Below are 12423 nucleotides of genomic sequence, written 5' to 3'. Positions count from 1 at the left end.
AAGTGAGCGGCCGGAAAACCTCCGGTCGCTCCTTCGTACGAGGGGACCCCCACATGAACAAGCCTCTCCTTGCCGCGCTCGCAGCCCTGGTGATCACCGGGGCGGGAGCGGCACCCGCGGTCGCCGCGCAGGCCGACACGGCCGCGCCCGTCGCGAAGAGCGCCGCGGTCAAGGCAGCCGCCGCACCGGCCATCCAGGCCGTCAACTTCGCCGGCACCGTCTCGCTCTCCAACTGTTCCGGCTCGCTCGTCCGCTTCCCGAACTCCGAGGCCGACGACCCGGCCCTGGTCATGTCCAACGGGCACTGCCTGGAGACGGGCTTCCCCGAGGCCGGCGAGGTCATCGTCGACCAGGCGTCCACCCGTACCTTCGGGCTGCTCAACGCTGCGGCCACCCGCGTAGGCACCCTGCGCGCCAGCAAGATCGCGTACGCGACGATGACCGACACCGACGTGTCGATCTACCAGCTCACGACCACCTACGCGGCGATCAAGAGCTCGTACAACATCAACCCGCTCACGCTCAACACCACCCACCCGGTCGCCGGCACCGCGATCACGGTCGTCTCCGGCTACTGGAAGCGGACGTACGCCTGCAACGTCGACGGCTTCGCCTACCGTCTCAAGGAAGGCGAGTGGACCTGGAAGGACTCGGTCCGCTACACCTCCGCCTGCCAGACCATCGGCGGCACCTCGGGCTCGCCGGTCGTCGACAACGCCACCGGCAACGTCGTCGCCGTCAACAACACCGGCAACGAGGACGGCGCGCGCTGCACCGACAACAACCCCTGTGAGGTCGACGCCAACGGCACGGTGACCGTCCGCCAGGGCATCAACTACGCCCAGGAGACCTACCAGATCCCCGCCTGCTTCGGCCTCGACAACAAGCTCGATCTGAGCGCGAGCGGTTGCACCCTGCCCAAGCCGTAGGCAGGTAGCAGGCAGCAGGTAGTACGTGGCTGGGGCGGGCGGTCAGGTGCCGGTGCGGCGGACCGCCCGCCCCGCCAGTACGTCCGTCCTGCGGCCGTCCTCCATCACGAACCGGCCGTCGATCAGTACGTACGGGATGCCCGTCGGAAGTGTGCGTGGCGCCTCGAAGGTGGAGCCCGCCGCGACCGTGGCCGCGTCGAAGAGGACCAGGTCGGCGCGGTAGCCCTCACGGACCAGGCCCCGGTCCGGCAGTCTCAGCCGTGCCGCCGGGCGCGAGGTCAGATGGGCCACGCACTCCTCCAGGGTGAGGATCTCCAACTCCCTTACGTACCGGCCGAGATACCGCGGGAACGTGCCGTATGCGCGCGGGTGCGGCTTCGTGCCCTGGAGGATGCCGTCCGAGCCGCCTGTGTGGACGCGGTGGCGCATGATCGCCCGGACGTTCTCCTCGTGGCCGACGTGCTGGAGGATCGTCGTGCCCAGGCGGTCGCTCAGCAGGAGGCTGCGGGCCGTCGACCAGGGGGTCTCGCCACGCGCCTTCGCGGACTCCTCGACCGTACGGCCCACGAAGTCGCTCAGCGCCGGGTCCGTCACCCCCGAGATCTCGATCGTGTCCCACTCGATGGGCACGCCGTGGCAGCCGTCCGCGCCGACGACCTCCAGGTGGTGGCGGATGCGTTCGGCGGTGTCGGCGTCCGTCAGACGCCTCAGGATCTCCTCCGGGCCGCCCTCGCTCGCCCAACTGGGCAGCAGCGCCACGAGCGTTGTGGAGCCGGGCGTGTAGGGATACGTGTCCAGGGTCAGGTCCGCTCCCGCCGCCAGCGCCTCGTCGAGCAGCGACAGCAGCTCCGGTGCCCGGCCCTCGTTCACGCCGAAGTTCATGGTGGCGTGGGCGAGATGGAGCGGGCAGCCCGCCTCGCGGGTCAGGCTCACCATCTCCGCGTACGCCTCCAGCGCCCCCGCGCCGTACGAGCGGTGGTGCGGGCAGTAGTAGCCGCCGTACGACGCCACCACCCGGCAGAGTTCCGTGAGTTCGGCATCCTTGGCGTACATGCCGGGCGTGTACGTGAGCCCCGACGACATGCCCACCGCGCCCTGTTCCAGCCCCTCCGCGACCAACTGCCGCATCCGGTCCAGCTCCTGGGGTGTCGCGTCCCGGTCGTCCCAGCCGACGGCGAGCATCCGTACCGTGCCCTGCGGGATCAGGTAGGCCGCGTTGACGGCGATGCCCTCGCCGTCGAAACCGTGGTCGAGGCGGTCCAGGTACTCGCCCACGGAACGCCAGTCGAAGTCGATGTCGTCGCCGTGGCCGTTCCAGCCGGTGATCGCGCGGCGGACCTCGGCGAGGGTGCGGTCGTCGGCCGGGGCGTACGACAGCCCGTCCTGGCCCAGGACTTCGAGGGTCACCCCCTGTGCCGCCTTCGCACTGTGGTCGGGGTCGCGAAGCAGGGCGAGGTCGCTGTGGGCGTGCATGTCGATGAAGCCGGGGGAGAGGGTCAGGCCCTCCGCGTCCAACTCCTTGCGTGCCTTGGGGCGTTGGCAGCCCGCTGCCGCCGCCTCCTGGACGATCGACACGATCCGGCCGCCGTCGACCACCACATCGGCGCGGTACGACGGCCCGCCGGAGCCGTCCACGACGTCCGCGTCCCGAATGACGAGCTCGTCCACGCCGGTCCTCCTTGGCAGTTGGAGATGGGAGATCAGAAGAACGTGCGGACGTATTCGACGACCGTGCCGTCCGCCTCGGCGACCGGGATCAGCTGCCACTTGTCGAAGGACGTGCACGGGTGGGACAGACCCAGGCCCAGCCAGTCGCCGACCTCCAGATCCGCATCCGGGGTCGTACGCAGCCACGTGTGCTGGTCGGAGAGCCCGGTGACCGAGACGCCGGTGGCGGGCCGTTCCGCAGCCCCCTCCCTGCGGACCGCCTGGGCCACCGGCAGGTCCAGGTCGTACGCTGCGTCCCGCTTGCCCGCGTTGACGAAGGCCTGCTCGGGGGAGGGACGGGAGACGACCTGCGTCCACAGCCGGAAGGCGGGCTCCAGGGCGCCCTCCTCGGGGACCCGGTTGAACGGCGTGACCTCGCGATAGCGGCCGTCGTCGTGCGAGACGTACGCCCCGGAGCGCAGCAACTTCAGCACAGGGCGCGACAGTTCGGGGATCTCCGCGAACACGTCGGCGACCGCGTCGAACCAGGCGCTGCCGCCCGCGCTCACGACGACCTCCTCGGCTCCCTCGAACCGCCCCGCCTTGTCGAAGTCCGCCGCCAGCGCCACCAGCCGCCGCAGCCACGCCCGCACCCGCTCCGGGTCGGCCCGCGGCACCTCGCCCTCGTACCCCGCGACCCCGGCCAGCCGCAGAGACGGTACGGCGGCCACCGCGTCCGCGACCGCCGCGCACTCCGCCTCCGTGCGCACTCCGGTCCGGGCGCCCTCGCCGGCGCCGAGTTCGACGACCACGTCCAGTGGACGGGCGCCCGCCCCCGCCTCTCCGAGAGCCGCGTCCATCAGTTCCACCCCGCGCACGGAGTCGACGTAACAGACGAACCGGAAGTCCGGGTCGGCGGCCAGCTCCGCGGCGATCCAGCGCAGGGCCGCCGGATCGACCAACTCGTTGGCCAGGAAGACCCGTTGGATGCCGAAGGCGCGGGCCACGCGCACCTGGTGGGGGACCGCGAGGGTGATGCCCCAGGCGCCGTGCTCGATCTGACGCCGGAAGAGCCGGGGAGCCATGGATGTCTTGCCGTGCGGCGCGAAGGCGAGGCCGTGGCGGTCCGCGTACGTCTCCATCAGTTCCAGGTTGTGGGTGAGGCGCTCGGCGGAGAGGGTCAGTACGGGGGTGGTGAAGCCGCCGGTGAAGAGGTTGCGGCGCTGGGCGGCCAGCTCGCCGACGGTCAGCCCGTCGGCGTCCGGCGGGAGGCCCTTGAAACGGGCGTCGACACGTTCGGTGGCCAGCCGGGCGAGCGCCCCGCCGCTCTCGACACCCCGGCTGCCCTGGCCGTCCCGGCTGTCCCCGATGTCTTCGGTGTCCGCTGTGGCCATGGGACCTCCCTCGTCCAGCTCGTTGCACTACTTGCAACGAGCATTGCGCATATCGCTTACCGCTGTCTAACATCTCGCCAACGCGGGGTCAACGGAGCCGCCGCCTTCCCCGCAGCACCGAGGAGCGAGGAGCTATGACGATCGTGACCATCACGGGCCCCCGCAACGCCCCCGACGTCGTGGAGATCGTGGACGTCGTCGCGCTCGGCGAGTCCATGGTCACCTTCCTGCCCTCCCGGCCGGGCCGCCTCGCCGACGTACCGTCCTTCGAGCGTGCCATCGGCGGCGCCGAGTCCAACGTGGCGTGCGCCCTCGCCGCCGCCGGCCACTCCGCCCGCTGGATCAGCCGCGTCGGCGACGACGGCTTCGGCGACCACCTGGTCGGGGCGATCGGGTCGTACGGCGTGGACGTGGCGTCCGTACGGCGTGATCCGGCGCGTCCGACGGGGGTGTACTTCCGTACGGCCGGGGACCGGGCGACCGACGCGCACGAGGTGGCGTACTACCGGGCCGGGTCGGCCGCCTCGGTGTTGTCGGCGGGGAACGTGGACCTGGCGGCGGTGCGCGCGGGGCGGGTGCTGCATCTGTCCGGGATCACGGCGGCCCTGTCCGGTGACTGTCTCGACCTGTTGTGGGAGCTGACCGAGCCGAGGCAGGGCAGGCCGTTCGTCTCGTTCGACGTCAACTTCCGGCCGGGGCTGTGGGCCGACAACGACGGCCCTCGCGTGCTGCTGGACCTGGCGCGGCGGGCCGACCTCGTCTTCGTCGGGGCCGATGAGGCGCGGGACGCCTGGGGACTGGACGGGACGCGTGCCGTCGCGGACGCGCTGCCCGAGCCGGAGCTCGTGGTCGTCAAGCAGGGCAGGGGCGGGGCCGTCGCCTTCGACAGGGACCCAGACGGGCTGGTCGGGCTGGAGGACGCCGACTGCGTCTCCACCCACGTCCGGGCGCCCCACGTCGATGTCGTCGCGGCAGTCGGCGCCGGTGACGCCTTCGCCGCCGGGTTCCTCTCCGCCACCCTCCGGGGCCTCCCCGTACGGGACCGCATCCGGCACGGCCACCTCATGGCCGCCGCCGTCCTCACCGCCCCCGGCGACCTCGCCGCACCGCCCGCCCGCGACCACGCCGACCGGCTGGCCGCTCTCGACGACACGGCGTGGGGGACACTTCGACTCGGCCCCGGCTGGACGCAAGCCGTGCAGGCCACCGAGGAGGTACGCACCCCATGAGCCAGACCGTCGACCGCGCGCTGAGCATCCTGCCGTTGCTCGCCGAGGGCCCTGCCGACCTCGGCCGGGTCGCCGACCGGCTCGGCGTCCACAAGTCCACCGCCCTGCGGCTGCTGCGCACCCTGCACGAGCACGGACTCGTCTACCGCCAGTCCGACCAGCGCTACCGCCTCGGCGCCCGACTCTTCGCGCTCGCCCAGGAAGCCGTCGAGAACCTCGACATCCGGGAGATCGCCCACCCCCACCTCGTACGCCTCAACGAGCAGTGCGGGCACACCGTCCACCTCGCCGTGCACGAGGAGGGCGAGGTCCTCTACATCGACAAGGTCGAGAGCCGCTACCCGGTGCGCATGTACTCGCGGATCGGCAAGCCCGTCGCCATCACCGTCGCCGCCGTCGCCAAGCTGCTCCTCGCCGATCTGCCGGAGCCCGAGCGGCGTACCGTCGCCGACAAGCTCGACTACCCCATGTACACCTCCCGCTCCACCCCCAACGCCCCTGCTTTCCTGCGGGAGTTGGAGAAGGTGCGCGAACAGGGCTGGGCCACCGACCTCGGTGGTCACGAGGAGTCCATCAACTGCGTCGCCGCCCCCATCAGCGGGACCGACGGACGCGTGGTCGCCGCCATGTCCGTCTCCGCCCCCAACGTCGTCGTCACCGCCGACGAACTCCTCACCCTGCTCCCGCTGGTGCGCCGTACGGCGGACGACATCAGTGGTGAGTACTCCGGCAAGACCCTCGCGCCCACGCCCATGCCCACGAAGGACAACGGTTCATGACAGAGAAGATCGCCCTCGTCCCCAGGACCCACACCACCCCGCCCGCCAGGTTCTCCCACGGCGTGAAGAAGGGGAACATCCTCCAGGTCGCCGGTCAGGTCGGCTTCCTGCCCGCCGTCGAGGGACAGCCCCCCACGCCCGCCGGCCCGACCCTGGCCGAACAGACCCTCCAGACACTCGCCAACGTCAAGGCCATCCTGGAGGAGGGCGGTGCGAGCTGGGACGACGTGATGATGATCCGCGTCTATCTCACGGACGTGGACCACTTCGCCGAGATGAACGGCATCTACAACACCTACTTCGCGGAGCAGGGCCTCACCGCGCCCCCGGCCGCGCGCACCACGGTGTACGTGGGCCTCCCGGCAGGCCTGCTCATCGAGATCGACGCGCTGGCGGTACTGGGCAACTGAGTCCCACCCGGTGGCCCCTCAGGGGCGCGGGGCCGTGTTCGACCTGCGGCTCCGCCGCGTGGGCGCGACGTCCACCGCGTCCCTCAGCCGGTGATCGTTTTCGCCTGTCCGATCTCCGCGGTGCCGCGCGCCGCCCAGGGCTCGGTGGCGGGGTTCGCGGTGGCGGCCGTACTGAGCCTGGTCGTGCAGTTCGAGTCATCTCCCCGGACCTCTCCGGATCTCTCTGGCCCCTGCTGTCCCATGACACAGCAATGTCCGCCATACTTCCGCCTGTGGAGCAGCGCATAGGTTCGAGCAGCAAGCCCCTGGAAACCGCCGCGGTCGACCCTGCGGCCATCCCCGGGCTCACTTCACCCGTGCCGGCCGAGCCGGAGGACGGGGTTCCGGACCCGGTGGCGGAAGCCGCGATGGAGGAGGTCACCCCGGAAGAGGCCACCCCGGCGCCGGAAGGGGAAGCGGAGGCGGAGGCGGAGACCCCTGAGGTCGACGGCCCCGTCTTCGAGGCGTCCGACCGCCGGGCGAAGATCATCGCCGACCACAGTGGCGTACGGCTCTACCTGGACGACCAGGAGTGCGAGTTCCGCTGGGACGAGATCGGGGCCGTGGAGACGGAGACGTCCCGCTTCGGCAAGCGGTTCACGGTGACGGTCCACACGCCGGACCGCCGCTGGTACCCGGTCGAGATCGAGGCGAAGGCGAAGTCCCAGCCCCAGGGGTGGGAAACGGAGCTGGACGCGGTCCTGGACGCCTACTTCGAGGACGCCGAGGCCGAGGACGCGGACGAATCCGAGGTCGAGGCCGAGGAGAGCGCCACTTAGGGGCGCGGGGAACTGCGCGGCCGGCCGCAGCCGGCCCGCAGCTCCCCACCACCTCGGATGGCCATCAGGAGCAGTACTGCGCCTGCTTCCCGATGGACCGGTACATGCAGTCGGAGTTCTCCAGCAGCTGCAGCACCGCGTCCCGGTTACGGGCCGTCTCCCGGTCGATCACCTCGTCGGGCGGGTAGAAGCCGCCGCCCGAGCTGGACGTCGGATACATCTCGAAGGTGTACGAGAAGATCTTCTGACTGCCCCAGAGGTAGTCGTCGATCGAGCCGTCCGTGATGTACAGGTCGCTGGACTGCTCGGGCGTGTAGCCGTTGCTGGCGGCCATCTTCCCGCCGACCGTGGCGAAGGCGTCCCGGTCGTCCTGGGTCATGCCGGTCGTGGTGTTGGCGGTCGTGTACCCGAAGGGCCACAGCACCAGTTCGCTGTACGTGTGGAAGTCGATGCCCGTCTTGATCTGCTGGACGCCGCCGACGACCCGGGTACGTACGAAGTCGGCGACCACCTTGACCTCGGGCGCGGACTCGGCGGACGCACCGCGGTACGTCTCCGACGAGGTCGAGCCGGAGGAACCGCCGCAGCAGCCGAAGCGGTAGTTCCAGTTGCGGTTGAGGTCCGTGCCGACGTTCGACGAACCGCTGTTGGGCTGACGGTTCTTGCGCCACGAACGGTACGAGCCGGACGCGATGTCGTACTCGCCGCCGTCCGGGTTGAGGTCCGGGATGATCCAGATCTCACGGGAGTCGATCATCGCCTTGACCCGGGAGTCGGTGGCGTAGGTGGACGTCAGATTGCGCAGCAGGTAGAGCGCCATCTCGACGGTGAGATGCTCTCGGGCGTGCTGGTGGTGGGTGAACAGCACCTCGGGCTCGGCCTCGTCGGTACCGACGTTGTCGCTGAGCTTGATGGCGACGATGTTCCGGCCCGAGTACGAGGTACCGATGACCCGCTGGCTGGCGATGGAGGAGTTGGCCGAGACGAGGGAGTTGATCTCCGTCGTCATCTCCGCGTAGTTGTGATAGCGGGAGTCGGCCGTGGGGAAGTCGAGCAGCCGTACGTCGTCGGCGCTGCTGGAGCGGTCCGGGGCCGAGCCCAACAGGGTGATCTCGTAGCCACGTTGGGCCAGTTGCTTGGCCTGGGCGGCGCGGCCGGAGACCACGACCCGCTCCTCGTCGGCCTCGTCCACGGTCACGCCCGACGCCATGATGTCGGTGCGGACGTCGGACGTGGAGTTCGCGAAGTTGATCTCGTACTGGCGGATGTCGTCCGCCGAGGCGGCCGGGCGCCTGGCGCTGGTCGCGGTGGCGTCGTCGGGTGTCGTGGAGGTGAGGCCGACGGCGAGGGCGAGGGACAGCAGGCCGACGGCGGCGGCGGACCGTCTGCCGCCGCGGGCGCCTGAGCCTCGTATGCGAAGTCGCATGAAGTCTCCTGATTTCTCCGGGAGTTCCGGGATCTCCGGAAGCTGGGGAGTGGAGCGGGGGGTGGTTCTTCGGTGCGACGTACTGGTGCGGGTGTGGCGCCATCGTGCGGCTATGACATGGGCAGGTCAAGAGCGCCTCAAGAGGCGATGGCGCGAACAGGCTGACGCCCTCTTGTGCGCCCCGGCCCCTTTGCGCTTTCTTTTCGTACATGGCGGACACCACAGGGAACACCAAGGAAACAGGGGCCACGGGCGCCCCAGGGCCCGACTCCACTCCCCGTAAGTCCAGTTGGAAGTACATCGGCCCGGGGATCGTCGTCGCGGCGACCGGCGTCGGCGCCGGGGACCTGGTGGCGACGCTCATCGCCGGCAGCAACTTCGGCTACACCCTCCTGTGGGCCGCCGTACTCGGCTGCCTGGTCAAGATCTCCCTCGCCGAGGCGGCCGGCCGCTGGCACCTCTCCACCGGCCGCACCCTCTTCGACGGCTGGGCGAGCCTCGGCCGCTGGACGACGTACTTCTTCGTCGCCTACGTCGTGATCTGGGGCTTCGTCTACGGCGCGGCGGCGATGTCGTCGAGCGCGCTGCCGCTCCAGGCGCTGTTCCCGGACGTCATGGACCTCAAGGCATGGGCGATCCTGTGCGGGTTGTCGGGCCTGGTCTTCGTCTGGTTCAACAAGTACGAGGTGTTCGAGAAGGTCATGACCGTGCTGGTGGGCGTGATGTTCGTCGTCACGGTCTATCTGGCGATCCGGGTCACCCCGAACCTCGGGGACGCCTTCGCCGGCCTGCTGCCCGTCCTCCCCGACGAGAAGGACTCGATCCTCAACACCCTGGGCCTGATCGGCGGCGTGGGCGGCACCATCACCCTTGCGGCGTACGGCTACTGGGTCAACGCGAAGGGCTGGACCAACACCGGCTGGATGAAGGTGATGCGCCTCGACAACCGCGTCGCGTACGCGACGACGGGCATCTTCGTGGTCGCGATGCTGTTCGTGGGTGCGGAGTTGCTGCATTCGGCCAACGTCGCGATCGCCAGCGGTGACAAGGGCCTGATCCAGCTGAGCGACATCCTGGAGGACAAGTACGGCACGGCGACCGCGAAGTTCTTCCTGATCGGCTTCTTCGCCACCTCCTACACATCACTGATCGGCGTCTGGCACGGCGTGAGCCTGATGTTCGCGGACTTCGTGGAACGCTTCCGCGGCACCCGGACGACCGGCGAGGAGGTCGCCTCGGGCACGCGCGAACGGTCGTGGCCGTTCCGCGCGTACCTGCTGTGGCTGACCTTCCCGCCCATCGTCCTGCTCTTCCAGGGCCAGCCCTTCCGCCTGATCATCCTGTACGGCGTCCTGGGCGCGGCCTTCCTCCCCTTCCTGGCCGGCACCCTGCTGGTCCTGCTCAACTCCTCCCGCACGCCCGCCGAATGGCGCAACCGGCTGCTGAGCAACGCGATGCTGGTGATCGCGGGCCTGCTGTTCCTGGTGCTGTGCGTGAAGCAGATCTGGGACCAGCCGTGGTCGGAGTTCTTCTGATCCCGATGCTCTTCAGTGTCTGGATCCCTTTCGCGGAGGCTCAGTTGGGCGCCGGCTGCAGTCCCTGCCACTTCGAGTCGGTGGCGATCGCCCTGAGCTGGTCGAGGGTGAGGGCGGGATTCTCCCGGGTCGGGCCGGTGATCTGGCTGGCGGAGTTGAAGGCGCTGACGACCACTCGCAGACCGTCGGGCCAGATGGCGTCGGCGGTCCGCATGACGAGCCCCAGCCCCTTGTCGTCGCCGACGCCCTGCCGGACGACGACCTTGATCCCGTCGGGCAGGGTGACGGCGCCCGAGCCCTCGCCGAAGAGCTTGCCCTCGACGTCAGCCATGTTGGGCTGCACATTGATCTGGACGAAGCTCTTGCCCTTGCCGTCGTCGACGACGACATAGCCGTACTCGGTCTCCTCGCCGCTGCTCTTGCCGACCACGTCGAGGCCCTTCGGGAGCAGACCGGTGAGCGTCGTCACGATGGTGCCGCTGTCGACCCCGGGAGTCCGGCTCGACGCCGACGACGCCGACGGGGTGCCCGTAGCGGTGGTCGCGGGAATGGCGCTGACGGCCCTGAGCCACGCCGGGTCGGTGACGAAGGTCTTCAACTGGCTGCCGGACAGCGGCGGTTCGGGTCGGCTGATGGGCGCGCCCCGCTCGGCGGCGGCATTCCACTCACGTACCGACACATGCTCCCCGCCGGGCATGACGAGGTCCGCTGTCCACAGCTTCGTGCCGACGCGAAGGTCCGAATACTCGTACCCCTTGAGGATCCTGAGCACCGCGCCGCCGGTCAGCGTGCTCCTCGCGCAGTCGTCGTACGGGACGAACGCCGTGTCCGGGCACTCGGTCGTCTCCCGGGCCTGCCCGCTCCCCGGCTCCAGCCGGTCGAGGCCGACGGAGAAGGCGGCGGCGCCCTTCCCGTCGTCGAACACGGCATACGCGTGCGGGCCCAGCTCCGAGTCCGTGCCACGCGCCGACTCCTCGCTGAGCGCACCCGCCGGCAGCAACTCCTTCAGCTTGCCCAGCAGCTGTGCGCCGGAGACGGGGGACGGGGCGGCGGTGCCGGTGGCGTCACCGGGCCCGACCGTGGTCCCACCGGACCCCACGGCCCGCTGTCCGGTCCCGCCGCCGTCCCAGGGCGCGATCAGCGCACCCCCCACCCCCACCAGCGCGATCGCGGCGGCGCCGCTCACGACAGCGGTCCGGCGGCGCATGCGGAGCCGTCGCCCACGGCTCTCACCGCCGGCCACGAGGGCGGCACGATCGACGTCGAAGGCACCGCCGGCATGGCGCAGGGCGGCGCCGAGCCGGTCCTCGAACTGGTCGTCGCGATGTTCAACGGACATGGGGAACCACCACTTCTGCTGTGTACGGGAATTGTGTACCGGGGGTGGGGCGGAGAGGTGGGAGAAGGGAGAGACGGGAGAAGGGAAACGGACGTCAGCGGTGGACCGCGTACTCGCCGAGTTCCTCGCCGAGGAGGGTGCGCAACCGGGCGAGTGCGCGGACACAACGGGTGCGTACGGCGGCCGAGCTGACGTTCATCGCACCGGCGGTCTCCTCGACGGACCGGTCCTCCCAGTAGCGCAGGACGACGACCGCCCGGTCCTTGGGCGGGAGTTGGGCGAGCGCTTCGACGAGGGTGAGCCGCATGGTCACGTCGGCTCCGGCGGAGGGGGCGGGCAACTCGGGCAGTACGTCGGTGGCCCGCTCGGTACTGCTGCGGCGGCGCTGATGCGTGAGGAAGGCGCGGGTGAGCACGGTTTGCGCGTACCCCGCGGGGTTGTTGGCCCGGGAGACGCGCCCCCAGTTGACGTACAGCCGCCCGAGCGTCTCCTGCACCAGGTCCTCGGCGAGGTACGTGTCCCCGGCGGTGAGCAGACACGCGGAGCGGTACAGATGCCCCGCGCGCGCCACCGCGAACTCCGCGTACTCGTCCGCGCGGACCTTTCGCATACGTTCCCCCAGTCAACTGCGTCGCGCTCAGGTCGTGGGCGCGTGGTGTGTACACACCTCATTGACGCGGGGAGCGGGGGAAAATGTTTCAGAAAACCTCGCGGAGTCTCAGAGCAGGTGGTCGGCTTTCCCGGCCTTGATCTCGAGGATGAGCGTACGGAGCGCTTCGCGGGTGTCGGTGAGATAGGTGTCCTCGGCGCCGGCTACGGCTATGTAGGCGTTGCCGGTGGGGTCGGTGCCTAGGCGGAAGCAGGAGTTTCCCTCCCCGCAGAACGGTTCTTCCCAGGTGATGTCGTGCATGGATGGC

12 protein-coding genes are annotated in these 12423 nt (G+C 70.1%); 6 read left to right on the top strand and 6 right to left on the bottom strand.

Annotated elements, in window-relative coordinates; all coding sequences use genetic code 11:
* Nucleotides 1–53: 53 nt before the first annotated feature.
* Nucleotides 54–929 (top strand): S1 family peptidase, encoded by an 876-nt coding sequence (locus ACW4TU_RS15270; protein WP_457428366.1) that lies wholly within the window; start codon nt 54–56, stop codon nt 927–929.
* A 42-nt stretch (nt 930–971) separates the two neighbouring features.
* On the opposite strand, the gene ACW4TU_RS15265 is transcribed toward ACW4TU_RS15270, so the two are convergent.
* Both ACW4TU_RS15265 and ACW4TU_RS15260 read right to left on the bottom strand, forming a co-directional pair.
* On the bottom strand, nt 972–2597 hold the full coding sequence (locus ACW4TU_RS15265; RefSeq protein WP_457428365.1) for an N-acyl-D-amino-acid deacylase family protein: 1626 nt from the start codon (nt 2595–2597) through the stop codon (nt 972–974).
* A 32-nt stretch (nt 2598–2629) separates the two neighbouring features.
* Nucleotides 2630–3970 carry an amino acid deaminase gene (locus ACW4TU_RS15260; RefSeq protein ID WP_457428364.1) on the bottom strand — a complete coding sequence of 447 codons (1341 nt, stop codon included), beginning with the start codon at nt 3968–3970 and terminating at the stop codon, nt 2630–2632.
* 134 nt (nt 3971–4104) lie between these two features.
* On the opposite strand from ACW4TU_RS15260, the gene ACW4TU_RS15255 reads away from it, so the two are divergent.
* The 4 genes from ACW4TU_RS15255 (at nt 4105) to ACW4TU_RS15240 (ending at nt 7206) form a co-directional block, all read left to right on the top strand.
* Nucleotides 4105–5199 carry a sugar kinase gene (locus ACW4TU_RS15255; RefSeq protein ID WP_457428363.1) on the top strand — a complete coding sequence of 365 codons (1095 nt, stop codon included), beginning with the start codon at nt 4105–4107 and terminating at the stop codon, nt 5197–5199.
* Nucleotides 5196–5978 carry an IclR family transcriptional regulator gene (locus ACW4TU_RS15250; protein ID WP_457428362.1) on the top strand — a complete coding sequence of 261 codons (783 nt, stop codon included), beginning with the start codon at nt 5196–5198 and terminating at the stop codon, nt 5976–5978. Before ACW4TU_RS15255 ends, ACW4TU_RS15250 begins: the two co-directional genes overlap by 4 nt.
* Nucleotides 5975–6388 (top strand): RidA family protein, encoded by a 414-nt coding sequence (locus tag ACW4TU_RS15245; RefSeq protein ID WP_457428361.1) that lies wholly within the window; start codon nt 5975–5977, stop codon nt 6386–6388. Before ACW4TU_RS15250 ends, ACW4TU_RS15245 begins: the two co-directional genes overlap by 4 nt.
* A gap of 272 nt (nt 6389–6660) precedes the next feature.
* On the top strand, nt 6661–7206 hold the full coding sequence (locus tag ACW4TU_RS15240; protein WP_457428360.1) for a hypothetical protein: 546 nt from the start codon (nt 6661–6663) through the stop codon (nt 7204–7206).
* A gap of 64 nt (nt 7207–7270) precedes the next feature.
* Here ACW4TU_RS15240 and ACW4TU_RS15235 read toward each other — a convergent pair whose 3' ends face one another.
* Nucleotides 7271–8632 (bottom strand): M14 family metallopeptidase, encoded by a 1362-nt coding sequence (locus ACW4TU_RS15235; RefSeq protein WP_457428359.1) that lies wholly within the window; start codon nt 8630–8632, stop codon nt 7271–7273.
* Nucleotides 8633–8841: 209 nt separating this feature from the next.
* On the opposite strand from ACW4TU_RS15235, the gene ACW4TU_RS15230 reads away from it, so the two are divergent.
* On the top strand, nt 8842–10167 hold the full coding sequence (locus ACW4TU_RS15230) for an Nramp family divalent metal transporter (protein ID WP_457428358.1): 1326 nt from the start codon (nt 8842–8844) through the stop codon (nt 10165–10167).
* Between the two features lie 40 nt (nt 10168–10207).
* Here the strand turns inward: ACW4TU_RS15230 and ACW4TU_RS15225 are convergent, their stop codons facing one another.
* The 3 genes from ACW4TU_RS15225 to ACW4TU_RS15215 form a co-directional block, all read right to left on the bottom strand.
* Nucleotides 10208–11506: a hypothetical protein gene (locus ACW4TU_RS15225; protein WP_457428357.1), complete on the bottom strand. Its 1299-nt coding sequence runs from the start codon at nt 11504–11506 to the stop codon at nt 10208–10210.
* 94 nt (nt 11507–11600) lie between these two features.
* Nucleotides 11601–12116 (bottom strand): SigE family RNA polymerase sigma factor, encoded by a 516-nt coding sequence (locus ACW4TU_RS15220; protein WP_457428356.1) that lies wholly within the window; start codon nt 12114–12116, stop codon nt 11601–11603.
* Nucleotides 12117–12224: 108 nt separating this feature from the next.
* The gene (locus tag ACW4TU_RS15215) at nt 12225–12416 is read right to left on the bottom strand and encodes a hypothetical protein (RefSeq protein WP_457428355.1); all 192 of its coding nucleotides are present in this window, start codon (nt 12414–12416) and stop codon (nt 12225–12227) included.
* Nucleotides 12417–12423 lie beyond the last annotated feature (7 nt).

The sequence above is a fragment of the Streptomyces kryoterrae genome (assembly GCF_054072135.1).
Note: the sequence above shows the minus strand (reverse complement) of the source record. Positions and strands in the feature narration are given on the sequence as shown.